Annotated in this window: 22 protein-coding genes; 9 read left to right on the forward strand and 13 right to left on the reverse strand. The window is 65.1% G+C overall.

Features of this window, described 5'->3' with window-relative positions:
* Window positions 1-39 precede the first annotated feature (39 nt).
* Window positions 40-1,746 (reverse strand): acetolactate synthase catalytic subunit, encoded by a 1,707-nt coding sequence (locus AB0J91_RS08725; RefSeq protein ID WP_363865554.1) that lies wholly within the window; start codon window positions 1,744-1,746, stop codon window positions 40-42.
* Window positions 1,747-1,763: 17 nt separating this feature from the next.
* Here AB0J91_RS08725 and AB0J91_RS08730 point away from each other — a divergent pair, with 17 nt between their 5' ends.
* From AB0J91_RS08730 to AB0J91_RS08745, 4 genes are all read left to right on the forward strand, one after another.
* Window positions 1,764-2,741 (forward strand): LysR family transcriptional regulator, encoded by a 978-nt coding sequence (locus AB0J91_RS08730; RefSeq protein WP_363865556.1) that lies wholly within the window; start codon window positions 1,764-1,766, stop codon window positions 2,739-2,741.
* 107 nt (window positions 2,742-2,848) lie between these two features.
* Window positions 2,849-3,829: an NAD-dependent epimerase/dehydratase family protein gene (locus AB0J91_RS08735; RefSeq protein ID WP_363865558.1), complete on the forward strand. Its 981-nt coding sequence runs from the start codon at window positions 2,849-2,851 to the stop codon at window positions 3,827-3,829.
* Entirely contained in the window at window positions 3,826-4,623 is a 798-nt protein-coding gene (locus tag AB0J91_RS08740) for an alpha/beta hydrolase (protein WP_363865560.1), read from the forward strand. Before AB0J91_RS08735 ends, AB0J91_RS08740 begins: the two co-directional genes overlap by 4 nt.
* A gap of 174 nt (window positions 4,624-4,797) precedes the next feature.
* Window positions 4,798-5,682 (forward strand): hypothetical protein, encoded by an 885-nt coding sequence (locus AB0J91_RS08745; protein WP_363865562.1) that lies wholly within the window; start codon window positions 4,798-4,800, stop codon window positions 5,680-5,682.
* Between the two features lie 117 nt (window positions 5,683-5,799).
* Here AB0J91_RS08745 and AB0J91_RS08750 read toward each other — a convergent pair whose 3' ends face one another.
* Both AB0J91_RS08750 and AB0J91_RS08755 read right to left on the reverse strand, forming a co-directional pair.
* Complete coding sequence (locus tag AB0J91_RS08750; protein ID WP_363865564.1) at window positions 5,800-7,143, reverse strand: MFS transporter; 1,344 nt, start codon at window positions 7,141-7,143, stop codon at window positions 5,800-5,802.
* 17 nt (window positions 7,144-7,160) lie between these two features.
* Window positions 7,161-8,297, reverse strand: coding sequence for an alcohol dehydrogenase catalytic domain-containing protein (locus tag AB0J91_RS08755; RefSeq protein ID WP_363865566.1), 1,137 nt, complete (start codon window positions 8,295-8,297; stop codon window positions 7,161-7,163).
* A 144-nt stretch (window positions 8,298-8,441) separates the two neighbouring features.
* Here AB0J91_RS08755 and AB0J91_RS08760 point away from each other — a divergent pair, with 144 nt between their 5' ends.
* A complete protein-coding gene (locus AB0J91_RS08760) occupies window positions 8,442-9,257 on the forward strand; it encodes an IclR family transcriptional regulator (protein WP_363865568.1) in 816 nt (271 codons plus the stop codon).
* A 228-nt stretch (window positions 9,258-9,485) separates the two neighbouring features.
* Here AB0J91_RS08760 and AB0J91_RS08765 read toward each other — a convergent pair whose 3' ends face one another.
* On the reverse strand, window positions 9,486-10,406 hold the full coding sequence (locus AB0J91_RS08765) for a LysR family transcriptional regulator (RefSeq protein WP_363865570.1): 921 nt from the start codon (window positions 10,404-10,406) through the stop codon (window positions 9,486-9,488).
* Window positions 10,407-10,557: 151 nt separating this feature from the next.
* Here AB0J91_RS08765 and AB0J91_RS08770 point away from each other — a divergent pair, with 151 nt between their 5' ends.
* Window positions 10,558-11,889 carry an MFS transporter gene (locus AB0J91_RS08770; protein WP_363865572.1) on the forward strand — a complete coding sequence of 444 codons (1,332 nt, stop codon included), beginning with the start codon at window positions 10,558-10,560 and terminating at the stop codon, window positions 11,887-11,889.
* 17 nt (window positions 11,890-11,906) lie between these two features.
* Window positions 11,907-14,237 (forward strand): arylsulfatase, encoded by a 2,331-nt coding sequence (locus AB0J91_RS08775; protein ID WP_363865574.1) that lies wholly within the window; start codon window positions 11,907-11,909, stop codon window positions 14,235-14,237.
* A gap of 382 nt (window positions 14,238-14,619) precedes the next feature.
* Here the strand turns inward: AB0J91_RS08775 and dmpG are convergent, their stop codons facing one another.
* From dmpG to AB0J91_RS08815, 8 genes are all read right to left on the reverse strand, one after another.
* On the reverse strand, window positions 14,620-15,627 hold the full coding sequence (gene dmpG / locus AB0J91_RS08780) for a 4-hydroxy-2-oxovalerate aldolase (protein WP_363865576.1): 1,008 nt from the start codon (window positions 15,625-15,627) through the stop codon (window positions 14,620-14,622).
* Window positions 15,624-16,574 (reverse strand): acetaldehyde dehydrogenase (acetylating), encoded by a 951-nt coding sequence (locus AB0J91_RS08785; protein ID WP_363865577.1) that lies wholly within the window; start codon window positions 16,572-16,574, stop codon window positions 15,624-15,626. The genes dmpG and AB0J91_RS08785 overlap by 4 nt, the downstream gene beginning before the upstream one ends.
* Before the next feature lie 16 nt (window positions 16,575-16,590).
* Complete coding sequence (locus tag AB0J91_RS08790; RefSeq protein ID WP_363865579.1) at window positions 16,591-17,532, reverse strand: 3-carboxyethylcatechol 2,3-dioxygenase; 942 nt, start codon at window positions 17,530-17,532, stop codon at window positions 16,591-16,593.
* Window positions 17,529-18,422: an alpha/beta hydrolase gene (locus AB0J91_RS08795; RefSeq protein ID WP_363865581.1), complete on the reverse strand. Its 894-nt coding sequence runs from the start codon at window positions 18,420-18,422 to the stop codon at window positions 17,529-17,531. The genes AB0J91_RS08790 and AB0J91_RS08795 overlap by 4 nt, the downstream gene beginning before the upstream one ends.
* Window positions 18,419-20,275: an FAD-dependent monooxygenase gene (locus AB0J91_RS08800; RefSeq protein ID WP_363865582.1), complete on the reverse strand. Its 1,857-nt coding sequence runs from the start codon at window positions 20,273-20,275 to the stop codon at window positions 18,419-18,421. The genes AB0J91_RS08795 and AB0J91_RS08800 overlap by 4 nt, the downstream gene beginning before the upstream one ends.
* Window positions 20,276-20,541: 266 nt before the next feature.
* Window positions 20,542-21,342, reverse strand: a complete 801-nt coding sequence (locus AB0J91_RS08805) for a fumarylacetoacetate hydrolase family protein (RefSeq protein WP_363865584.1) — start codon at window positions 21,340-21,342, stop codon at window positions 20,542-20,544.
* A 108-nt stretch (window positions 21,343-21,450) separates the two neighbouring features.
* Window positions 21,451-22,074, reverse strand: coding sequence for an isochorismatase family cysteine hydrolase (locus AB0J91_RS08810; protein ID WP_363865586.1), 624 nt, complete (start codon window positions 22,072-22,074; stop codon window positions 21,451-21,453).
* Window positions 22,075-22,094: 20 nt separating this feature from the next.
* The gene (locus AB0J91_RS08815; RefSeq protein WP_363865588.1) at window positions 22,095-23,168 is read right to left on the reverse strand and encodes an LLM class flavin-dependent oxidoreductase; all 1,074 of its coding nucleotides are present in this window, start codon (window positions 23,166-23,168) and stop codon (window positions 22,095-22,097) included.
* Between the two features lie 167 nt (window positions 23,169-23,335).
* Between AB0J91_RS08815 and AB0J91_RS08820 the strand changes: the two genes are divergently transcribed.
* Both AB0J91_RS08820 and AB0J91_RS08825 read left to right on the forward strand, forming a co-directional pair.
* Complete coding sequence (locus AB0J91_RS08820; protein WP_363865590.1) at window positions 23,336-24,046, forward strand: GntR family transcriptional regulator; 711 nt, start codon at window positions 23,336-23,338, stop codon at window positions 24,044-24,046.
* A gap of 121 nt (window positions 24,047-24,167) precedes the next feature.
* The gene (locus AB0J91_RS08825; RefSeq protein WP_363865592.1) at window positions 24,168-24,326 is read left to right on the forward strand and encodes a hypothetical protein; all 159 of its coding nucleotides are present in this window, start codon (window positions 24,168-24,170) and stop codon (window positions 24,324-24,326) included.
* Between the two features lie 170 nt (window positions 24,327-24,496).
* Here the strand turns inward: AB0J91_RS08825 and AB0J91_RS08830 are convergent, their stop codons facing one another.
* Window positions 24,497-25,120, reverse strand: a complete 624-nt coding sequence (locus AB0J91_RS08830) for a TetR/AcrR family transcriptional regulator (RefSeq protein WP_363865594.1) — start codon at window positions 25,118-25,120, stop codon at window positions 24,497-24,499.
* Window positions 25,121-25,173: the final 53 nt, after the last annotated feature.

A 25,173-nucleotide genomic window follows, 5' to 3' on the forward strand; every position in this document is an offset into this window, starting at 1 on the left:
GCATTGCTCACGACGGCCGACGACGTCGTTCGTGCTCGATCAGTCGTCCCAGCCGGTGATCGGTGGGCGCGCCTCGGGGTCGCACCGCACTTCGACGAGCCAGGGGCGATCGCTTGTGATGGCCATCGTCAGAATCGATCCGAGCTCCGCGGGATCACAGACAGTGACAGCTTCGGCGCCACACGCACGAGCCACGGCGGTGTGATCGACCGAGGCAAAGTCGGTGGCGGAAGTGTGGTCTCCGAATTGAACCATTTCGACGTGCTTTTGGAAACCGAGAATGCCGTTGTCCAGCAGCACCACGACCACTGGGAGCCTCTCGCGAACAGCGGTCTCAAGCTCGGACCAGACGTGCCCGAAGCCGCCGTCCCCGACGAGGGCGACAACAGCGGTTCCAGGCGATGCGGCTTGGGCCCCGAGTGCCAGCGGCACGCCCCACCCAAGGCCCGCAAGCCCCCGTGGCGAAAGGAATCGCTGGCCGGGCTTCCTGGCACGCAAGTAGTTGCCCATCCAGATCGTGGAATAGCTGGCATCGGCGACGGCTACCGCATCCGGTGAATGTGCCTCGAGGATCTTGTCGACCTCGACCGCGACCCGCTCAGGGCGGATCGGAGCTTGGTCGGCGGTCACCAGCTCAGCGACGGCTTCGCGATGACGCGCCCGTGCCTCGGCAATGGACGCCTCCAGGTGTCCCCGCGCCGCGCGACGCGCGGACAGATCGAGCCCCTCGAGCTCGGTCAGCAACGCCGCACACGTGTCCCTTGCGTCGCCTGGCAGCCTGACCTGAACCTCGTACGTCCGGCCGATCTCGGCACTGTCCGTATCGATCTGCACAAAGGCAGCGCCAGGAGGGAAAGCTCGCCACGCGTTTGTGCCGTTCTCGTTCGTGCGTGACCCGACGAACACCACGACATCGGCTTCATCGAGCATCCCTTGCAGGTGGTGGGATGCGGAGGTGCGGCCCATGTAGTTCGAGACGATGCCGATCGACAACGGGTGAGACTCATCGACCGCACCCTTACCCATCGTGGTCGTGCCCACCGGCAGGTTCGCAACCTCCTGCAAGGCGGCGACGGCTTCGGAGGCGCCTGACAGATGCACGCCTCCCCCAGCAACCAGGACCGGGTTGCGAGCGCGAGCGATCAGCTCTGCAGCGCGCCGCAGGTCGGTTCTGGGCGGGGCAGTCCGGTCCAGGGGGAAGTGGCCGAGTTGAGCGCGACGCTTCGGCAAGTGCTCCCTGGTCGGCGCTGGAAGGGTCAGGACATCGCGCGGAAGCAACAGCGCGACTGGCCCAGGTCGCCCCGAACAGGCCACGGTGAGAGCCATGTCGAGGTAGTCGTCAACCCGCGCGGGGTCGTCGAGGCTGCGGACCCACTTCGTGCACGAGGAGAACAACGAAGGATGGTCAAACTCCTGGAAGGCGTTGCGATCGCGGTTGCCGCGCGGCACATCCTGCACCAGGGCCAGCACCGGCACCGACGCCTTCATCGCTTCCGCGAGCGGCGGGACGAGCAACGTCGCAGCCGGTCCGTTCTGCGCTGCGACCACACCGATACGTCCGGATACACGGGCATAGCCGTCGGCCATAGCGCCGCCGGCGTTCTCGGTGCGATAGGCGATCTGGCGGATGCCAGCCTTCGGGGTGGCCAGGAACAGGGCCGAGGGCAAACTCTGCCCGAACACGTCGGTCACGCCGTGGCGATTGAGTCCTTCCGCGAGCGCGTCGGCCACGGTTCGTTCAGTCATTGGATCCTCCTGTCGAGGTGGGCGTCTCGATCGTGGGGATGCCGGGAAGCACGCGTCCAATATCGGTATATGCCGACCTGAGAAGAATTGGTTATCATTGCTTGGTGGAGCTGCGTCGCTTGCGGTACTTCATCGCAGTCGCCGAGGAACTGAACTTTCGTCGTGCCGCGGAACGGCTCCACATCGCCCAGCCCGGACTTTCCCAGCAGGTCCGGGTGCTCGAGCGGGAACTCGGTGTCGAGTTGTTCGAGCGCAGCACCGGCGGTGTCTCGCTGACCGCAGCCGGACGTGCGCTGCTCGAAGCCAGTGCCCCGCTCCTTCAGGAGGTCGACCGCGTCATCGACCAGGTCCGAGCAGCGGCCGCAGGGCGCTCAGGGCTCCTACGCATCGTGCACACCCGCTCACTCTCCGATGGGCCGCCCGATGAGCTGGTGCGCGCGTTCAACGCCGCTCATCCCGACGCTGATATCGCTGTTGAAAGCGCGTGGACAGCTCGCAACGTAGCGATGCTGCGAGGCGCTGAGGTCGATGCCGCATTCGTCCGGCTCCCCCTTGTCGACGCCCCTGACCTGCAGGTGCTGCCGCTGGGCCGCTCCGAGCTGGTCGTCGCACTGCCTTCTGCCCACCCGCTGGCGCGCCGACGAGTTCTGCGACCGGGTGACTTGCTCAGCACCACACTGCTGGCGTGGCCGCGGGACCAGGCTCCTGGCTACTTCGACCACATCCGTTCGACGGCATGGGGTGATGCAACTGCCGAGCCGGCCGCTTCCGAACCCGATGCCGAACGACTGCTTGCGGCCGTCGCCGCCGGCTCGGGCGTGTGCGTGCTCGACTCCCCGCGTGCGTCCAAGCTACGTCCCCGCGGAGTGGTCCTGCGCCGGTTCGCCCGCCCCGCGCCGACGGGCGAGTTCGGGCTGGCATGGAACCCGCTCCGGGGCACGCCGCTCCTCGAAGCCTTCGTCGCGCACTGCCGACACCAGATGACCACCGGCTGAGAAGCACTGCTTCTCAGCCGGGAGACATCCTGTATTGGACGAGCCCGGCGCGGGCGCGGTTGCCTGGTACTCACAGCCCTGTTCACCAAACAAAGTGAGGCACCAGCGTGCGTACGCTCGTCATGGGAGGAACCCGCTTTGTCGGCGTCGAGGTCGTCGAGGCCCTGCTGGACGCCGGCCACGAGGTCGTGATCTTCCACCGGGGCTCTCGCAGTCCCCAGTGGAGCCGGCCGGTCCGCCAAGTGATCGGCGACCGCACCATTCCAAAGGACCTGGAGCAACTCCGGGCCGTGGACCCGGAAGTCATCGTCGACCTGTCTGCCTACTCCCGCACGCAGACCGAACAGCTACTCGACGTTCTGCCCTCGGTACCCAGGCTGGTACACGTCTCCACGGTCAACGTGTACCGACCGCAGCCGTTGCTGCCGTGGCCGGAGGCCACCCCATACGGGCCGCACCCTCTTTGGGGGAGCTACGCGGTGGAGAAGATCGGATGCGAACTGGCGTTGAAGGATCGCCGCCCCTCACCGCTGACAACCGTGGCGATACGGTTTCCACTCGTACTGGGACCAGCCAACTTCATTGCTCGCGAGGAGTTCGTCCTCAACCGCCTCCTTGACGAGGAGGTGATCCTGCTGCCCGGTGACGGGCAAGCCGTGCACCAATATGTGTGGGTCAAGCACGCCGCTGCTGCCTTGGCCCGAGCCGTCGAACTCGACCAGCCCGGCTTCCAGCCGTTCAACGTCGCCTCACGGGGCTGCAACACCTCGCTGCAGGGGTTCGTGGAAATCTGCGCCGAGGTATCCGGCACCGTTCCACGCGTCCGCGCCGTTGGCGGCGGGGCCACCGGCGAAAACCGCCCGGTATTCAACAACATCGACTGCGTGTTCCCGTTCACCAACGAAAACACGATCGCCGACCTGGGAGCCGCCGACGAATCAGGGCTGCTGGAACCATTCATGCCCCTTCACGGCATGATCGCCGCGGCCTTGGAGACGCTGCGTTCCGAACCCGGGCGGCGCGGCTGGACTCGCACTGCCGCCGAGCGTCGGATCCTCGACCGCCTGCCGGATGGAGCCGCCCTGTGACCGCTAACGTGACCGAGCTTCCCCGCGGAGCCACGCTCGACCAAGGTGACGGGTCTGCGGTCCTACTCCTGCACGGAACCGCTCCCGGCACCACCGCCACCGCCAACTTCGAACGCCTCGTTCCAGCGCTGTCCGGCTATCGGGTGCTGGCGCCGGACCTGCTCGGCTTCGGCGCCAGCCCCAAGCCCGCACACCTGGACTACGGACCCGTTCTGTGGGCGCGGCAAGCCTTCGCCCTGCTCGAGGAACGCGGAATCGATCGCGTCGTCGTTGTGGGTAATTCCATGGGAGCGAGAGTCGCGCTCACCATGGCCATCGAACAGCCGGAGAAGGTGCGCGGTTTGGTGCTGCTGAGCACGCGAATGACGCGCACAACCCATCCGGCTCAGATGTTGTTGCGCGAGTACACACCGAGCATGGAGGCTATGGAAGAGCTTATCCGGGAATGCTTCGTGGTCGACGACTCGCTGGTCACTCCGGAGCTGGTCCGACGGCGCTACGAGGACAGTGCCCGGCCCGGCGCGCACACGGCCATGCAGAAGATCTTCTCCGCCCTCGCCGCCTCGGGAGCGTGCCTCAGCACCGAGCAGTTGCGGCAGGTGCAGGCACCAGCGCTACTTCTCCACGGACGGCAGGACAAGATCGTGCCGGCTGAGGACGGCGTGCTGCTCGCGCAGGCACTTCCCCAAGCTGACGTGCACCTGCTGGCCGGGACGGGGCATTGGTTGCAGATCGAACGAGCGGATCTTGTCAACACTCTGATTCGCGGCTATCTGGATCGTTGTCCACTGTGAACGCAACGCTCCATATCTGAAGGATCTGCGCTCGCCCTCGCCGCACGGTCCAGACCAGGCCGTGCCGACGAACGCTTGAGCTCATCCAGCAACAGCTGTAGCCGTTCGTTTCGCCCTTCGTTCACTCAACCGTCCGACCGAGAAAAGAACCAACTCAGCACAGGGAGAAGCACAATGGACTCCGCACCGACGATCGCGACGCTGTGCTTGTCGCACAGTCCCCAGATGGCACAGGACGTCGACCACGAACAGGGCCACGAGTTCCGCGCGGGATTCGCCCGGGCAGCCAAGGCAGTCGCCGCGTACGACCCAACCTTGGTTGTCTACTACGGCCCGGACCACATGCGCGCCCTCGCAAATATCGCACCCTGCTTCACACTGGTCGAGACCGCGAAGGGTTATGGTGACTGGGGCACGCCCGAAGAGGACTACGACATTCCCCGGGAAAGCGCGATCGACCTCGCCCGGTACCTCTCTGAAGCAGGGATCGACATCGCCACCGCTGATGCATTGCGGCTCGACCACGGGTTTGGGCAGTCCACTTCCGACCTGTTCGGGTCGCTGTCGGCAGTGCCAATGTTGCCCATTGTGATCAACTGCGTCGACCGTCCGATTCCGACTGCCGCACGTACGGCTGCTTTAGGACGAGCAGTGGGCGACTGGCTCCGCGTGCAGTTCGAGCCCGACGAGCGCGTCCTGGTGATCGGCTCAGGGGGACTCTCGCACGCGCCGCCCTCCTTGGTACCCGGTGCGCGTGATCTCACCGAAGCCCAGCGTCAGAAACTCATCACGGAGAACCTCGTGAAAGCTGCGGAGGCCGTTAATCCGGAGTGGGACCATCGCATCCTCGGACTGCTCGCGTCCGAATGGACTCGGCTCGCCCACTTCAGCACAGACGACCTCGCCCCTGGTGGCGCCGGCGGCGCCGAAGTACGGACTTGGATCGCATCGGTGTTCACCAGTGGCACACCCCTGGAGACGATTGCGTACGAGGCCGTACCCGAGTGGATCACCGGTATGGGAATCGCAGCCAGCTCAAACCTCGCGATCCTGGACTGACCAGCGGCCCCTTCCCTGGTAGCGGTTCGATTCGAGCACAGCGCACTCGGGGGCGAAAAACGGGAGTTCTCGGCCCGGGCTGCATGACTCGCCCGGGGCCGAGAACGTCCTCACGCGCTACCCGTGCACTACATCGCGATCGGCCCCCACCGGCGTCGGCTCCGCCGCCAGGAGGTCGACCTGCCGCGACTCGGGCATGAACGCCACTGCCAGGAACGAAATTGCCGCCACCACCGCGATGTAGCCGGCGATCGCGTAGCCGGACCCCGTGGCCTCGATCAGACTCGCAGCGATGATGGGACCGAGCGCAGCTCCGAAGACCCCGGCAAGCTGATAGCTCACCGAGGCACCGCTGTAGCGGACACTGGTGCTGAACATCTCCACGAACATCGCCCCGGTCGGGCCCCCGGACAGGCTCAAAGCAACCCCGAACACCAACACGTGCGCAACGAGCATCAGGGGGAACTGGCCCGTGTCGAACAACGTGAACGCCGGAAAGATCAAGGCACCCATGCCCACCACGCCGCACAAGTACACCGGCTTCCGCCCAATCCTGTCGGACACGGCTCCGGAGACCACGTGCAGCACCGTACCCACAGCTGCGGAGAGGACGATGACACCGAGCACACTGGTTCGCGACGCACCGACGACCGTCGTTCCATAGGTCGCGAGATAGGCGATGAAGACGTAGGAAACCGTGCTCTGGACCAGGAAAGCACCCGCACCGAGGAGCACCTGGCGTGGGTGCCTTCGGAAGACCTCGACGATCGGCATCCGCACCGGTTTCGAACTACGGATGGTCTCGAACGCCGGACTTTCCGCAACGTTCATCCGGACGAAGAGGCCGACGGCGATGAGCACAGCACTCGCCAGGAAAGGAATACGCCAGCCGACGTTGAGGAACTCCTCGGTAGGCATGAGAGACACCGCGAAGAAGGCGCCCGTAGCCAGCAGGGTGCCCAAGGGTGCGCCAGCCTGGGGCCAGCTGCCGTAAAGCCCCCGACGCTCCGGCGCTGAGTGCTCCACGGCCATCAAAACCGCACCGCCCCACTCGCCACCGACGGCGATTCCTTGGATCAGCCTCAGCAGAACCAGAAGGGTTGGGGCCAGCATCCCGGCGACTTCGTAGGTCGGCAGCAGCCCGATGGCTACTGTTGAAAGTCCCATCGTCATCATGGAAATGACGAGCATCTTCTTCCGGCCAATTCGGTCACCGAAGTGTCCGAAGACAACGCCGCCGAGCGGACGTGCCAGGAACCCGACACCAAAGCTCGCGAACGCAAGCAAGGCGCCTACGAACGGGCTCGCTTCGGGGAAGAACAACTTGGGGAACACCAAAGCCGCGGCAGTGCCGTAGATGAAGAAGTCGTAGAACTCGATCGTGGTGCCGAGCAGACAAGCCGCCGCCACCTTGCGGACCGGCGTCGCAGATGTCGTTCTCGACGTGGTTTCGCTTCCCATGAACGTTTCCTTCCGACTTACCGGCCAGCGCCCAGCGCGGATGGCTCTGGAGCCGCGATGAAGTTGCTGAAGCCTCCGTGGCGTGCGGGTAGTCCTTCATCGAGGGCCTCATTGATCTCCTCGAGCGGGAACACGTGGTGCTCGAACACTGAGAGGTCGAGCGCTCCGCTGCCGGCGAGGTCCGCCATCTCCTGAGCTTCCCCGGTGGAGAACCAGAGACTTCCGATCAGACTGTTCTGCGAGCACATCATCGAGAACAGATCGAGTGCCGGGCGTTCCATCATGCCGCCGATGTCCACGGCCACGCCGCCGCGGCAGAGGCTGGACACTGCGTGCAGGAACGATTCGGCTGGTGCACCTGGGCCGAGAGCGTCGATGACGATGTCAGCACCGTGACCATCGTTCTTGTCGAGCACCCAATCCCGCAGGTCGGTCTGTCCAGCGGGCAGAACCTCGATTCGATCAGGGGCGATGGCTTTCACGTCGCTAAGCAGGTCGGCGTTCCGACCAGTACCGAGAATCTTCGTTGCACCGAGTGCCAGCGCGTTCAAACACGCGCCCAAGCCCAACGTGCCGCTGATGCCGTCGATCAGCACCGTCCGGCCGGGACCAGCACCGGCCTTGCGCAGTGCCGAGTAGGCGGTGCCCAGGTAGCCGAAGCGGGCTCCCTCTTCGAAGCTCACCGAGTCAGGCAATTTCACGAGATTGCGCTGAGGAGCGGTGAGGTACTCGGCGAGCCCTCCGTAGGGGTACGCGTCGAACAGGCGTTGCCCGCCCGGGCCGAAAGCGAAGTAGCCCATGAACGTGTAGGCGTCGCAATTCTGGTCTTCACCCCGACGGCAGGCGCGGCAGCCACCGCACGAAAGCCCGGGGTTCACGTAGACCCGATCGCCGACGGACACGTCCGTGACCTGCTCGCCGACCTCCGTCACGACACCACTCGCGTCTAGTCCGAATACGGCGGGGAGCTTCGGCAGGGGCAGGTAGGGAAACCACTCGGCGTAGGTCGCCAGAACGTTCTTCAGGTTGGGCACGACGTTGCATGCCTTCACCTGCACCACCACGTCGTTCGCTCGTGGCGCCGGCATGGACACGCTCTCGAGAGACATCGGTTCCCCGATGGCGTGGAGGCGGGCCGCAAGCATGGTCTGCATCAAAACTCCTGTCACGTCGCTGTGGCGGAAGACTGGTGAGGCAAGACTGTGACGACCTCGACACAAGGCTGACAAGTCACGTGCCGCGATGCGGAACAGCTGGGAGGACTTGAGTCCAACGCGGTGAAATGCTAGTATTTCAACATGTCGCACCGTTGCGAACCGACACCTGCGTGGGCGGATGATGCGCCCACCGGCGACACCGCTGGGCCCCGCACTGCGGTCGACAAGGCGTTCGAACTGCTCAACGCTTTCCCTCCGGGAACGACGACGGCAGGCGTCACCGAACTGGCGCAACGCACGGGTCTGACCAAGTCCACCGCCTTCAGGCTGTTGGCAGCGATGGAGCGCAATGGGTTCGTGGAACGCGACGGGGCTCGTTATCGACTGGGTGTGCAGCTTCACGAAATCGGCGGACGCGTCTACGAACCCGTGCCGGGCGGGATGTACGAAGCGCTGTCACACGTGATGTCATACGTTGTCGAGCAGACCGGGCACACGGCACATCTCGGTGTGTTGCGCCAAGACGAGGTCGCGCTTCTTGGACGCCTGCGCGGACCTCGGTCGAATCCGAGCACGTTGACCATGGGTACCCGCTTCTCGGCTTATCACAGCGCGTTGGGCAAGGCGTTGCTGGCGCACCACCTGGACCCAGCAGATCAGCTCATGCCGAAGTCGCTCGAGTCCGAGCTACGCGAAGTCCGCCGCACCGGCCTGGCCTTCAGCCACGGAGAGGCCCGCCCCAACCTCAGCTGCGTCGCGGTACCGCTACGAGGTAATTTCCACCGGCCCGTGGCGGCCATTTCGGTCAGCGGCCACAGCAAGCACTTCGACCACCACCGATATGCCATCGTGCTCCGGTCAGTCATCGCTGAGGCGGAACGAGTCCTTCAAGGAAGCGTGAGGGCACAGGATCGCGGGCCGCGCCCCCGTGACCCAGCTCGTGGCTACAGTCGCTGAACCCAGCCGGGGTGGACCAATTAGGGCCGCAGTCAGATCGATTGCGGGACGCTACCGATCCAGCGGAAACAACAAGTCAGGAGCCGTAGCCCGAGACCCACGATCGCCGGGCCGCTCCCGTATGGCGGGGCGGCTCCCCGCAGATCGGGGTTCGGTTTGTCGAAATACCAGCGCTCCGCATCGACGAGATGACAACAGCCCGCAGCTGTCGATCTGCCGTCTCACGACCTACGGACCCTCGGTGGGGAACTGATCCCGCGCGAACTCGCTCTGACATGCCTCGATCAACGCCCGCGTGAGCTGCGTGCTCCGCACATCTCGTGGCGTGCAGACGACCACGGCGTTCTCGGGCGCCGCGGTCTTCAATTTCCGGTATGCGACGTCCAACCCCTCGTAGGTCTTGTCCCCGCTCGGCCTTCCGATGAGAAGGGAGAACCCGAGGCCCCGAGCGACCAGGGAACGGATGGTCTCGACGTTCTTGCTCGTCCACCGAATCTGCAGTTCTACGTTGTTGGATCTGAACATGGAGTAGGCGATTGACAGAGCTGGCTGATGATCCAGAAGTATCGCGTGCTCGTTCTCCAGATCAGCGATCTCGATCTCGTCCCGCTCGGCCAGCGGGTGGTCGGTTGGGAGCACTACGTGCAACCGCAACGGGGCGATCGGCACGATATCCATGCCGGGTTCGGAGTGAACCTTGTGAATGAGGCAGCAGTCGAGCAGGCCGTCGCGGAGCAGCTGCTGGAGCTCTCGAGCGTCGGATTCGCTGACCGTGACGGTAACGCCGGGGTGCTCGGTTGCGAAGTAGCTCAGGATTCCAGGCAGCAGCCAGGGCGAGAGGCTTGCCGAGCACCCCAGTTGCAACTTGCCGACGAGTTCGCCCTCTTGCCGACCGTGGGACCGCACCAGTTCGTCGATGTCATCCAGCACGCGCCGGGCTTGAACGGCGGCTGCGCGGCCGGCCGGCGTGAGCGTCGTTCCATGTCTCTTGCTTCGCCGCGTCAGCTGAGTTCCCAGGGTCGCCTCCAGTTGGCTGAGCGCAAGCGAAACCCCGCTCGCCGACACATGGCACGCCTCCGCAGCGGCCTTCACGCTACCCAGATCAGCGACGGCGACGAAGTACTGCAGCTGGCGGAGACTGACCTCCATTTGAGCTCTCCTTAAGTCTGACCAAAGATAGTTGTGCTTTACCTGACTTATGGCAACCCGCCACGCTGATTGCGTCGTGACGCCTAGCGGCGAAGACCGAGGCCACGACGAGCACGCCCCGCAACGAGGCGGGCACGACACGGAGGCAACGATGCAATCGGCGACACATCCACCCCGGCCGTCGAAGACCCAACAGCCGATCTTCCAATCCAAGGAGATGCGGCGAATCCTGGCTTCGAGCTTCATCGGCAACGTCATCGAACTCTACGACTTCATGCTCTACGCGACGGCAGCAGCGGTCGTTTTCGGACCGCTGTTCTTCGCCGGGCAAGGATCGGCGATTGCCACGATTGCTTCGTTTGGAACGCTCGCCGTCGGATACTTCGCCCGCCCACTGGGCGGGATTCTCTTCGGGCATTTCGGCGACCGATTCGGCAGGAAGACCACGCTGGTCGTCTCGATGACGGGTATGGGCATCGCCACCGTCGCCATCGGCCTCTTGCCCACCGCAGCCCAAATCGGTCCGGCAGCACCGATTTTGCTGGTCGCCGCACGGATCGTCCAAGGTCTCGCCGTCGGCGGTGAGTGGGGCGGAGCGGTGCTGATCGCGTTTGAGCACGCACCGGAGAAGCGGCGCGGGTACGCCGCGAGCTTCGCCAACATGGGTTCCGGAGTCGGCGTGGCTCTGGCGACGCTGGTGTTCAGCGCATTCACGCTGTTGCCCGAGGACGCATTTCTCAGCTGGGGCTGGCGAGTTCCGTTCCTGCTCAGCTTCGCACTCATCGTGGTCGGGATGGTCATCCGCCTCAGCGTGTCGGAGTCCCCCGTCTTCCAAGACCTCGAACGCCGCGCCGAAGCAAGGCGCGTCCCTGTCATCGAAGTGTTGAGCAAACACTCTAGAAGCGTTGTCCTGGGGTTGTTCGGCGGGCTAAGCATCTATGCGATCGCCGGTATGGTCGCTGTCTGGGGTCTGTCCCATGCCATCGAAGCCGGGGCGGACGCTACCGGTGCGCTCAACGCGAAAGCGGCCGCGGCTGTCGGTGCCTTCGTCATGACGATCATCGGTGCCCGCCTCAGCGACCGAATCGGTCGGAAACCGGTACTTCTGGCCGGTGTGGCTTTGGGGGCGGCCTTCGCCTTCCCAATCCTCTACTTGATGGACGCCGGAACCGTCGCGGGTTATGCGGCGGCCGTGATTCTCGGGCAGTTGATCCAAGGCTTGCTGCTCGGCCCCATCGGCGCGTTCATCGCTGAGCTTTTCCCAACACGCGTCCGGTACACCGGTGTTTCTGTGGCATACCAGGGAGCCTCGGCCATCGGGTCAGGCTTGACACCGGTCATTGCCTCCGGCTTGCTGCTGCTCTCGAACGGAAGCCTCGTGTTACTCGGCATCGGCTGGATTGGCGGGCTGCTCGTGTGCGGGTTCGCCATCGCGATGACGAGAGAGGGCCGCGAAGCCAACATCCAGGACATTCAGCAGTGAAGGTTGAACAAGGGACCATGGGAGAGATCAAGTCTTCGGGTTACCCGCACCGCGGCTACGAACGCTTCACGGGAGTTGTCGACGAACTGGCCTCGCGCTCCCGGCCAGCATGGAAGACTCCGCGGCGCGCAGCTAAGGGCGCACCGAACGTCGTCGTGATCCTGATGGACGACATGGGTTTCAGCGACATCTCGCCGTTCGGCAGCGAGATTGACACCCCTCATCTCGCCAAGCTAGCCCAGAACGGCTACCGGTTCACGAACTATCAAACCGCTCCGGTATGTTCCCCGGCACGCGCGGCGTTGCTCACCGGTCTCAACCCGCACCGCGCAGGCTTTTGGTCCGTAGCCCACTCGGATCCTGGATACCCAGGAGCGGCTCTCGAGATCGGGAGCGGCGTACCGACCTTGGCCGACAACTTCCGGGCCGCGGGCTACGCCACCTTCATGGTGGGCAAGTGGCACCTCACGAAGGAGTCCAACCTCCACGACGGTGCAGACAAGGCGTCGTGGCCGCTGCAGCGCGGGTTTGACCGGTACTACGGCTGCATGGACGGCTTCACATCGCTCCACCACCCGCACCGAATCATCGAAGACAACCACGCAGTGCCCATTGACGAGTATCCCGATGGCTACTTCCTGACAGACGATCTGACTGCCAAGGCCCTCGACATGGTCACCGGGCTACGCGCCAGTGATCCCGATCGACCGTTCTTCCTGTATTACGCCCACCAAGCGGTGCATGGTCCGCTCCAGGCGAAGAACCAGGACATCGAACGTTACCGCGGCCACTACGACGAGGGATGGGATGTACTCCGCGAAGAGCGGTTCCGGCGACAACTGCGCGACGGGCTCTTCCCCTCCGGCACGAAGTGCGCTTCACGCAACGTGGAGCCGGGTTTCGACGTCCCGGAATGGGACAGACTGAACCCTGAAGAACGTTCTTTGTACGCGCGGTACATGGAAGTCTACGCGGCCGCGATCGACAACGTTGACCAGAACCTGGGCCGGTTGATGCAGACCCTCGCGGACCTGGGTGAACTGGACAACACGATGTTCATCTTCACCTCTGACAACGGCGCGACCGGAGAGGGTGGTCCCAGCGGGACACGCAGTTACTTCAGCCACTTCGGCCAGAAACTCGAGATGCCAGACCACTGGCTCAGGGATGCCCCGAGAGACCCCGACCTTATCGGTGGTCCGCGCACACACGTTCACTATCCCCGCGGCTGGGCCTACGCCTCCAACTCACCATTTCGCCTGTACAAAGCGCATGCGTACGCGGGTGGCGTCCGAGTGCCGTTCATCCTGTCCTGGCCTTCCGGCCTGCGCAGAAGCGACGGTGACGACGGCGTGCGGGACCAGTTCGCCTACGTCAGCGACGTGGGACAGACCCTGATGGAATTGGCCGGCGTCACTCAGTTGAAAGAACGTCACGGCATCAAGGCCCCGGCGCCAGACGGGGTGTCGTTCGCGGAGGTTCTCCGCGAACGCGATGCAGCTTCGAGCCACTCCGAGCAGTACACCGAGTACCAGGGCAGGCGCGCATATGTGCGCGATGAATGGAAGGTCGTGACACAGAAAGCCTTCGGACCCGACTGGGACGAGGACCCCTGGCGGCTCTACAACGTCACCGTCGATCCCGCCGAGACCACGGACCTGTCGGACACCTATCCCGCACTGACCGCTGAGCTGGCGGAACGCTGGAAGGCAGCGGCATGGATGAACACCGTCTTCCCCCTCAACGATGACGGTTCCATGCTGCGTCAGCGTCCCTCAAGCGAAGCAGTTCTCGAACAGCCCGTGTTCATCCATCCAAAATCGCCAACCCTGGAGCGTTTCCGGTCGAGCAAGCTGGTCAAGCTTCGGTGCTTCGACATCGTTGCAAGTGGATCCTGGGGGCCGGAAGATCGGGGCGTCTTGGTGTCACATGGTGACCAGGGCGGAGGCTACTCCGTGTACCTCGACGAGACTGAGCTCTGGCTCAGCTACAACGAATACGGCACCATCAAACGTATCTCAGTACCGGCCCAGCCGCACGGGTACAATTCCGTGACGGTTCGGTTCAGCGTGCTGCCGGAGTACCAGTGGCGCATCGTTCTTGAGCACGGTGACTCGTCAGCAGAGCTGTCGAGCGTCCTGCAACTGTGTGGCATGGCCCCTTTCACCGGCATCAGCGTCGGGGCGGACCGCGCCGGGCCGGTCGACTGGGACATCTACGTGCGGCACGGCAGCTTTCCGTTTACGGGTGAGCTGGATGGCGTGCGGTATTACCCAGGGCCGAAGGCGGACTACAATCCCGAGCACCTCGTTGAGATCGATCGGATGTCTCAGACCGTGTACGAGTAGCAAACCGGCCGGCAGGACGCCAGGTCCAGCGTCCTGCCGACACGGACGGCGCAGGCCAGGACATCCAGACACGGACACCACTCCTCCGTACCAAGCGCAGAGAAGAGCCCTTCGGTTGATAGCGCTCTCGACGAGCAGCCGAGCCATTCGACGCGAGCGTTGATTGCTGCTGACGATTCCACTGGGTGATTGTTGTGCTTTGGTCCAGATCGGCTGGAATCCGACCAGTGCCCCACCCCTGGGTGACGAAGTCGCCCTAACGTCGATATCGCTTTCCCCTAAGCGCACACTCCGACGACTCGTGGCGACCTTCACGCGACAGCGGGCGCACGCACTCGCGGGCCGAGGTCGTTCTTAGACCTCGGCCCGCGAATCTTCGGAGCTACCGCTGCTTGGCCAGGTCGAGGGCGATGTCGACGATCATGTCTTCCTGGCCACCGACGAGTCCGCGACGTCCGACTTCGACGAGGATGTCGCGGGCGTCCAGGCCGTGCTCGACGGCAGCCCGTTCGGCGTGCCGCAGGAAGCTGGAATACACCCCGGCGTAGCCGAGGGTCAGCGTCTCTCGGTCGACTCGCACCAGCCGGTCCTGCAACGGGCGCACCAGGTCCTCGGCGGCATCTTGCAAGGCGAACAGGTCGCAGCCGTGCTTCCAGCCGTGGATGTCGGCCACCGCGATGAACGCCTCGATCGGGCAGTTGCCCGCACCCGCGCCTTGCCCCGCCAAGGACGCGTCGACTCGTGTGACGCCTTCTTCGACAGCGATCACGGAGTTCGCCACTGACAGCGACAGGTTCTCGTGAGCGTGGATGCCGATCTGCGTCTGCGGATCGAGCAGGTCGCGGTAGGCCCGCACCCGGTCCCGCACGTCGGTCATCGTCAGGCGACCGCCGGAGTCGGTGACGTAGACGCAGTGCGCCCCGGCGCTTTCCATCTCCTTTGCCTGCTTGGCGAGCTCGGCCGGTGCAGCCATGTGCGACATCATCAGGAAGCCGGACACGTCCATGCCCAGCTCGCGGGCCGTGGCGATGTGCTGGACGGCGATGTCGGCCTCGGTGGAGTGCGTGGCCACGCGAACCGAGCGGACTCCGAGGTCGAACGCCTTGCGCAGCTCGTCGATGGTGCCGATCCCGGGCAGCAGCAGTGTGGTGAGCACGGCGTTGTGCACCACTTCGGCCGCGGCGCTGATCCATTCCCAGTCGGTGTTGCTGCCCGGCCCGTAGGTCAGGCTCCCGCCGGCCAGCCCGTCGCCATGCGAGACCTCGATCGCATCGACCCCGGCCTGGTCCAGTGCCGCTGCGATCTCGCGGACCCGCTCCGGTTCGAGCTGGTGGCGGATCGCGTGCATGCCGTCGCGCAGGGTGACGTCCTGAACGTAGAGCTGCGTCATCGTGTGGCCTCCGCGGTGGCGAGGTGGTGGCTGGCGAGCTGCTCTCCGGTCCGCAGCGCCGCCGAGGTCATGATGTCGAGATTGCCCGCGTAGGCGGGCAGGTAGTGCGCGGCGCCTTCTACTTCCAGAAACACCGACACCTTCCACTTCGGACGAGCCGTGCCCTGGGGAAGCAGGGTATCGACGGGTTCTTCCGGATCGACCGGGGAGATCTGCACCTCTTGCTTGAGCCGGTAGCCCGCCACGTACTGGGAGACGTCGTCGACCATGTCGGCCACGCTCGCTCGGATCGCTTCGGGGTCGCCGTCGCCGGCGAGGACGAGAACGGTGTCCCGCATGATCATCGGCGGGTCGGCCGGGTTGAGCACGATGATCGCCTTGCCGCGCTTGGCTCCCCCGACCTGCTCGATGGCCTTCGACGTGGTTTCGGTGAACTCGTCGATGTTGGCTCGGGTGCCGGGTCCGGCGGACTTGGAGGCGATCGAGGCCACGATCTCGGCGTAGTGCACTGGCGCAACCGCGGCCACTGCTGCGACGATCGGGATCGTCGCCTGCCCGCCGCAGGTCACCATGTTGACGTTGCGGGCGTCGTGGTGCGCGGCCAGGTTGACCGCCGGAACCACGAACGGGCCGATCGCAGCCGGGGTGAGGTCGACGAGAATCTTGCTGTGGGGTTCGAGCTTGGCCGCGTTGGCCTGATGTGCCTTGGCTGATGTGGCGTCGAAAACCACGGCGATGTCGTCGAATCCCGGCATCGCGATCAGGCCGTCGACTCCCTCGGCCGTGGTGGGGATGCCCAGGCGCTCAGCCCGGGCGAGGCCATCGGAACCGGGGTCGATGCCGACCATGGCCCCCACTTCGAGCGTGTCCGACAGCCGGATCACCTTGAACATCAGGTCCGTGCCGATGTTGCCGGACCCGATGATGGCGACCTTGGTCTTCGTCATGAGCTTCTCCTTCGGATCAGGCCGTCGTCGCAGTGGTCAGGCCGAACCCGGCGATCAGCTCGCGGATGGGCCGGTAGTAGCTGTATCCCACCGAATAGGGGCCGGCGGCGCCCAGCGCCGCATATGCGGCGATCCAAGTGCGCACCTCGTGCGAGGAGTTGCCGGCGACCCTGGTCATCTCCTCTGGCGTCCAGGTGTCGAGCGGTGACAGGTCGCCGGAGGCGAGGATGTCCATGAACTCGCGATCCCACTCCGGCGCGAGATCTTGGATCTGCGCGGTGCCGGCGGCGAATTCCCGTGCCGTGTCGATGACACGCTGTTGGCGCGCATCCCGCGCCTCGGGAGACAGCGGGCCGCCTTCTCCCATCAGCATGCTGCGCTGCTGGGCCGTCGCGGTCGCCAGGCGCGGCACCGGTGGATCGTGCGAGAGCCCCCCGGAGGCGATCAGGAGCACCTTCTCGTCCCGCTCGGCCAGGTGGCGCCCCACCGCCTCACCGAGCAGCCGAACCCGCTGCACCGGCGTGAACGGTGGCGCGACCGAGTTGATGAAGATCGGCACGAACGGTTTGGCGCCGATGTCGCCGTACACGATCTCCATCGGTTGCACAGCGCCATGGTCGACCTGCATGTCCAGCGACACGGTGAGATCGATGCCGGCACCGATCACGGACTCGGCGAGCTCACGCGCGAACTCCTCCGGCACGTCCAGCCGGCCTGCTTGGCTGCCGTAGTCCCCGATGCTCTCGGCCGCGTAGCCGATGCAAAAGGCAGGCATCAGGCGGTAGAAGAAGCCGTTGTAGTGGTCCGGGCCGAAGTTGACCACCACGTCGGGATCGAAGTCGCGGACGAACCGTCGGGCCTCGTCGAAGGCGGTCTCCAACTCGGCGGAGACCTCGGCGTCGAGTTCGGCGTGTTCCAGCAGCGGACTGTGGCTGGTCGCCAGCAGTGCCAGTGTCATGCCTGTCCACCTCCCTGATCGCCGTGCCCGAGCAGGAAGTCCAGGTGGATCCGGTTGAACGTGGCGGTGTCCTCGTACTGCGGCCAGTGCCCGCAGTTTTCGATGACCGCGAGCTGGCCGTTCGGAATGAGCGAGGCGATCCGCTTTCCTTCGTCGACCGGACCAGAGGGGTCCTTGGTGGTCCAGATGACCAGGGCTTCGGCCTGGATCGAGCGCAGGTCGTCGTCGCTGAGCATGTTGCGCTTGCGGGTTTCGAGGTCCTGCAGCGCCATGTTCGCCTGGCAGGCCTTCAGCCAGTCTTCCTGCTGGAAGATGGCCTGGCGGGTGCGGATCAGGTCATCGGTGACCATGGTCGGGTCGGCCATGAGCCACTCCAGGCGGGCCTTCACCCGCTCCCAGGACGGGTCCTTGGCGGCTTCCATCGACAGCGTGTAGAGCCGTTCCATGACCTGCGGGTTCGCCATGGTCCCGCCCATGGTGTTCAGCACGATCTTCTCGACGCGCTCGGGGTGGTCGATGGCGTAGCGCGCGGTCACCCAGCCGCCGAGGGATTCACCGCTGAAGTAGGCCTTCTCGGCGCCGAGCGCGTCCAGGACGTGGTTGATCTGATCGATGTAGTGCGGGATCTCCAGCGGGTGGTCGGGCTTGGAGGAGTAGCCGTGCCCGATGAAGTCGATGGCCCACACCGAGAAGTGCTCGGCGTGCGCGGCCAGGTTGCGGACGTAGGCCTCCGCGTGCCCAGTGATGCCGTGCAGCAGCAGGAGCACCGGCTTGTTCTCATCACCGGCGTGCAGGTACCGCGTGCGGTAGGGCCCCGCCTGCAGGAAGCCCTGGGTGAACTCGACCTGGTTCAGGTCGTTCCAAACGCTGGTGTAAGGACGCTGGCTCATCGGATTCCTCCCATGTCGGCTCCGGCACTGTGTGTGCTGTCCGCATCGCCCTGCCGGTTGAGCGATCGGCCGAGGACGGCTGAGAGCGCCTCCTCGAGTTGGTGCAAAGCCGTCGTGTCGTCCCAGACCGCGGTGCTGTGCCGCCAGGCGACGTAGCCATCGGGCCGCACGAGCAGGGCCCCTGCCTCGTCGATCTCGCGGATGCGGTTCCAGTACCCGTAGGGGTCCAGGGCGCCTTCCTCCCCCACGACGACCGTGCGCAGGAACGGCAGATCGAGCTTGTCGGCGGCGTGTTTCCAGGCTTGCCCGGCGAGGCCGGTCAGCAGCGTCATCTTTCCCCTGCCGACCACGTCGAGCGTCGACACGCGAGTACCTTCGGTACCGACGAGCCAGGCGTGCGGCAACTTGGCCCCCGGCCGGGTGGTGGCCTGCAGGTAGACCTCGCGATCCTGCGGCCACTGCTCCGGTCCGGCTGCCGGATCCGGCAGCACCGCGCCTGATTCGTAGCGCTGGTTGAGCTCCACGCCGTGCGCGTTGAACTCGGTGTTCTTCAGCTCCAGCGCCTGGTAGAGGCGTTCGCGCAGTTCGACGCCCTGCGGGCTCGCTTCCTTCAGCTTCACGAGCCCGTCGCGAACCGGGTCGTCACTGTCGTGGTCGAACCACTCGCGCAGGCCCGCGTAGTCCTTCCGGGACTGGTTGGCCCGCGCGACGACCTGCTTGCCGACCGGCATGCGCTCAGGCGTGTAGGAATCGAGCAACGCCGGTCCGGCATCGCCGTTGACGACGAACGCGACCTTCCACGCCAGGTTGAAGGCGTCCTGGATCGACGTGTTGGAGCCCAGACCGCTGCTCGGCGGGTGCCGGTGCACCGCGTCACCACCGCAGAACACGCGCCCGACCTGGTAGTTCGTGGCGTACTGCTGATTGACGTACCAGCACGACTTGGTGACGATCTCGATCTCGAGGGAGGGATCGCCGACCAGCGTTTGGATCCGCTTGGTGACGGTCTCGTCAGAGAGGTCCGGTTCTCCCCCGGCCATGTCGAATCCCCAGCCCGCGATCCACTGGTGCCACGGCTTGACGGCGCGCAGCAGCCCCATGCCGATCTCCCCGAAACCGGCGTTCGAGTTGAAGATCCAGTGCAGGATGCTCGGGCGGTGCGCCACGTAGCGACTCAGGTCGGCGTTGAACAGGGTGTAGGCGGTCCCGGCACGTGCGAGTTCCCCTTCGAAGGGCAACTCGATCTGTTCTGCGACCCGCGAACGAGCGCCGTCGAAGGCCAGCAAGTACCGCGCGCGCTGTTCGAAGAGCTGGCCGGTCCGCACATCCCGGAACCGCACGGTCACGCCGTCGGCGTCCTGCTCGTGCGAGAGGTACTCAGTGTGGAAGCTGACGATCGCGCCTCGCTCAGCGGCATTCTTGATCAGAACCGGTTCCATCAGCGGCTGCGGTACGTCCAGCATCGAGCACGGGCTTCCCCGCAGGTAGTCGCCGTACCGCAGGTCGCCCGTACCCCAGGTCTGCAGCCGCAGGATCTCCTCCCCGGCCAAGCTCGTGGTGAACAGCGTGTCGCCCATCTGATCCCAGGGCGTCGCCTGCTTCTCGACCTCGTGTTGGACGTCGAGGTCGCGCAGCACCTCGACGGCGCGCTGGTTGGTGATGTGCGCCCTCGGTGAGTTCGCCACCCACGGGAACATCGACACGGCGTGCACCCGGATGCCGTACGTCGCGAGGGCCAGAGCCGCCGTCCCGCCGGCCGGCCCGAGGCCGACGACGACGACATCAGTGTCGTAGCCGCTGTCGTCCGCCGAGAACGGCTGGAAGACAGGGGGAGGAAGCGTCGGGTTGTCCATTGCACCTTCTCGAGGCTGGGAAATCCGTCGGCTCGATACGCCGACGTCAAAGCGAACCATTCCGTCAACTAAAGTTCTAGCATGCTAGTAGGTCACCGACAAGACGTCTGGACCGAAGACGGAGAACTTGAACGAGCCAGAATCCTCTAGCGGCTCCCAACGACGAACCCCGGCAGCCCTGACAGGGCCACCGGGGCGAAAAGCCACAGAAGAAGGCTCTAGCGCGCTCGACGCGGTTCATCGAGACCAAGAACGCCAGAACTAGATCAGGCCGTAAAAGCTGCCTGTACGGAACCGACCCCGGTGAGCGTGGCCGTGTAGGTGCCCGAAGGCATCACCGGCACCATCGGCCCCAACGCCCCGGACAGGACGACATCGCCGGCCCGCAGCGGCGCGCCCAGTTCATCGGCGGTACGAGCCAACCAGACCAGTGCCGCGATCGGGTCACCCAGGCAGGCAGCACCCGTACCGCTGCTGACCGTGTTCTCGTCCTGATCGACCATGGTCATCTCTACGTCGCGCAGGTCGTTCTCGCCCAAGGGGATCCGCTCAGGCCCGAGCACGAACAGGCCGCTGGAGGCATTGTCAGCAATGGTGTCGACGATCGTGATGTCCCACTCCGCAATGCGACTGTCGACGATCTCCAGGGCCGCCACCATGTGCTCCACCGCCTTGCGAGCCGATTCCTCGTCGACCGAGCCGGTGAGGTCCTCACCCAAGACAAACGCGATTTCGGCTTCGATGCGCGGCTGCAGCAACCTGGAGACATCGATCGGCTCGCCCTCCGGACAACCCATGTCATCGAAAAGCACCCCGAAGTCGGGCTGATCGACCCCGAGCTGCTGCTGCACTACCGGCGAGGTCAGTCCGATCTTGCGGCCGACGACCCGATGGCCTTCGGCTAGGCGATCGTTGGTGAGCACGGTTTGCACGGCATAGCCAGTCGCGATCTCTTTGTCCGGCAACAGCTCTCGAACGGGCGCGCACGGAATTCTGCTGCGCTGAGCGTGTTGCAGTCGAGAAGCCGCTGCTCGCACAGCCTCAGTACCAAGGGTGGTATCGGTCATCAGCGATCACTCCACACCGGTGCAGGGAGCCAGTCCCGACACCGGTTTCTCTACAGTCAGGTGGTCGGAATTGCGGTTGCGGTCTCAGCCGGCGCTGGACGCCGGCGATCAGGCACTGACGCCCGCGGCCCGTGAGGTGTAGGCGGCGGAGAGCTCGTCGCTGGTGACGATCTCGGCCAGCAAACCGAGGGATTCCAGGGAAGCGTTGTGCGCAGCCTCCGAGGCCGCCGAGCAACCGTCGGAAACGACCACGGTGCGGTAGCCGAGGTCGGAGGCCTCACGTGCCGTGCCCTCCAGGGACGCGTTGGTCGCCACCCCGAGCAGGACCACGGTGTCGACGCCCGCCCCGCGCAGGACAATGTCCAGCTCACTGGCGCGGAACCCGGAGACCCGCTGGTGGGTGACGACAACATCACCATCGGCAGGAGTGGCTTCGTCGCACAGCGCGGCACCGGGCGTGCCGTCGACCAGGCACTTGTTCTGGGCGACCATTCCCAGCAGCGGTGAGTTCGGCACGAGATCTGGGTAGCCGGACTGGAAGGCAACTCGGGTGTAGACGATCTTCACGCCCGCGGCCCGAGCTTCGTCGAGAACACGCGCCGCGGTTTTCAGAACGCCGGTGCGCTCGACCTCGGCGCGGAAGAACGGTGCGAAAGCCCCCTGCGCGCCGACGATGTCGTTCTGCAGGTGCACGGCCACCAGCGCGGTGCGGGTGGGTTCGATCGTGGTCATGTCGAGACGGTCCTTTCCGATCAGAAGTGGGCGAGGATGGACGAGCCGATGTCGTCGATGTCGCGGGCGGCGGTGAAGGGGTTGGACAGGAACACGCTCACCATGTCGCAGCCGGCGTCCAACATCAGTTGGGTCTTCTCGCGCAGCTGCTCCGGCGTGCCGTACAGGCACCAGTAGTCGACGAGTTCCTTGGTGATCAGAGGTCGGTGCGCGGGGTCGAGCCCCCGCAGGTATTTCGCCCACACCTCCAGGTAGTGCGGCGCGTCCGCGGCGGTCGGATCACCGAGGTAGGCCTTCGCCGCCTGCGAGGAGGCGTTGACGATGCCCTCCCCCAGCTCGTCCATGTGCTCGCGCATGAAGCCGGAGTTGGTGATGCAGGAGCTGATCGGCCCGGATCCGAAGCCGTGGTCAACGCCGTCCTCCCAGGTCTCACCTGGCCGCAGCTGGTAGAACCAGGACAGCGCGACGAGCTTGACCGAGCCCGGAGGGCGCCCGGCGTCCGCTACGGCTTTGTCCAGTTCACGACGAACGAGACCGATCATGTCGGGGTTCGGACCCAGGCAGTAGGTCATGTAGTCGGCGTGCCGCGCGGCGATCGCCAGCCCCTTCGGCCCTCCGGCTGCCATCCAGACCTCGACCGGGTCGTCGAGGTTGTACCAGATCCCGTTGGAGTCGAGGAACTCGATCTCGCGCTCTTGGCCCAGCCACTCGTGCGTGACCCGTTCACCGCGGAGCAAGCCGCGGATGGTGCTCAGCGCCGAGTCCAGTTCGGATAGCTTGGCGGGCCGACTCCCCATCGACCGCAAGGCGTTGTTCGCGGTGCCGATTCCGAGGAACGCGCGACCCGGAGCGAGCGCGTTGAGCGTGGCTATCGAGTTCGCCGTCACGGGCGGGGTCCGGGTCAGCGGATTGGTCACCCAGGTGCCCAATTTGATCGACGACGTCTGCTGGGACGCCAACGCCAGGTATTGATAGGGGTCACTGAACAGCAGCGGCCCTTCACCGACACCGAAGTGACTCGCGCCGACATCCTCTGCCTGCTTGGCGAGCCCCACCTGGTCGATCTTCGCGCAGGTACCGATGCAGAACTCCATGGCTGCTCCTTTGCGGCTTCGAGTTCTTAGTTCGATCAGATCCTTCGGACCCGCGAACTGGCATGCTAGCGTGATAGCATCACAGTAAGTGCGGTGGCGCGACGACACAAGGGGAAGCTGGCATGCCAGAGGACAGGACCAGTGGGCCCAGCGGTTACGCTGCACCGGTGGAGACCAGCGACTCGGCCAAGACAACACTTCGCCGCGGCACCAGCCGGCTGAATAACGCTGTCTACGACCAGCTCAAAGAACGCCTGATGGAAGGCATGTACCCCGCGGGCGAGCGACTCTCGGCCGAGGGTCTGCGCACGGAGTTCGGCGTGAGCAAGCAGCCGGTGATGGAATCGCTGCGCAGGCTCGCCGCGGACGGACTGGTCGAGATTCTCCCCCAGGTCGGCTCTCGCGTGATGACCTACACGATGCGTGATGTCGCCGACTTCTACGTCATGTTCGGCGGCTTCGAAGGCACGATCGCCGGAATGGCGGCCCAGCGCCGCACCGACGAACAGCTGATCGAGCTGGACCTGATCTCAGCTCGCATCGACGCCTTGCGCACCGAGTCCGATCCCGACGCGCGGGCCCACGGCTACCGGACCCTCAACCGGCGTTTCCACCACGCCATCCATGACATGGCGCATTCCCAGATCGCCGCGGACAGCAGCCGCCGCCTGTGGGACCTCTCCGACTTCCTGATCAACACCACGGGAGTGCCACAACCGCTGAGCACGGCCCTGGACGACCGCCACGCCGACCACGAACGCATCCGCGAAGCCATCCACGCGGGCGATCACGCCGCAGCCCGCCACGAGATGGAATCGCACATCGTCGGCACCATCGAGGTCATCAGAGCCGAGTCCCAGGCCAGCCTCAGCAGCTGACCGGAATCGACTCACCGACCAGGCCAAACCGAACAGGGACTTCTCTCCCGCACTAAGCGGCGCAACCGGCCCGCAGCAAACGGCGGGCGAATTCAGCACGTCCGGAAGCTCGAGGAAACACATGGCCATGCCCGGAAAGCGAACGATTCGGTTGTCCATCGCAGTAGCGGTGGCCGCCCTCATCGCTCCTCTGATCGGCTACCTGTGCGGCCTCACCAGCACAGAGGTTCAACTAACCGGACTCGCCCTCATCGGCGCAGCAATTCTTCTCAGCTATTGATCGACCAGGCGAGGTCCCCGCAAGCACATGGGAGACATGCCGAGCTGTCCCAAAACCGCGGCCCTAAACGCACTCCTGCAACCTTCCGCAGGACAGGCCGGGACACCCGACAACGCGTGTCCTCGCCAACCGCACTCAACGTTTCCGCAGTTCACAAGACCGACACACTGCTACCGGCGGATGGCATCTCGCAGGCGACTTGTGTAGTTGCGGAAGAGTGCCGGCATGTCGATCTTCTTCGGATCCAGGAGCCATTGGAGCTGCAGGCCGTCGATGGTGGCGACGATCTCGGCGGCGATGGCGGTGCAGTCGGTGTCCGGGCGGATCTCGCCGCGGTCGATGCCCTTCCGGAGTTCGCCGGCGACCATCGTGCGGACGTTGTCGTAGCGGCTCTGGAACCAGTCGCGGGCCGGGTGCAGGTCGGCGGTGCTCTCGCCGGCCAGGACCGTGAACGACTGCACCATCCCGGTCAGATAGGTGTTGTACTCGACCAGTTTCTCCAGCGCCGTCAGGATTTCGATGCCCTCGGCGCCGTCGGCGAGGAAGCGCCGGGTGTCGAGCCGGTCGCGCTCGTCGAGCACCGCGGCCAGCAGGTCCTCCTTGGTGGGGAAGTGGTGCAGCAGCCCGGCCTGCGACAGGCCGACCTCGCTCGCGATGCGGGCCAGCGAGCAGCCCTGGTAGCCGTCCTTGGCGAACGCCTCCACCGCGGCGTGCAGGATCCGCTCGCGCGCCGCCTGACCTCGGGCGGAGCGGCGTCGCGGAGCGCTTCCCTCAGGAGTGGAGTTGACGATCACGAGGCAACCCTACGACAGATGAAGTAACAGAACAATTACAGAACCTACTGATC

The sequence above is a fragment of the Saccharopolyspora sp. NPDC049357 genome, from assembly GCF_040677225.1.
In the GTDB taxonomy this organism is placed as follows: domain Bacteria; phylum Actinomycetota; class Actinomycetes; order Mycobacteriales; family Pseudonocardiaceae; genus Saccharopolyspora.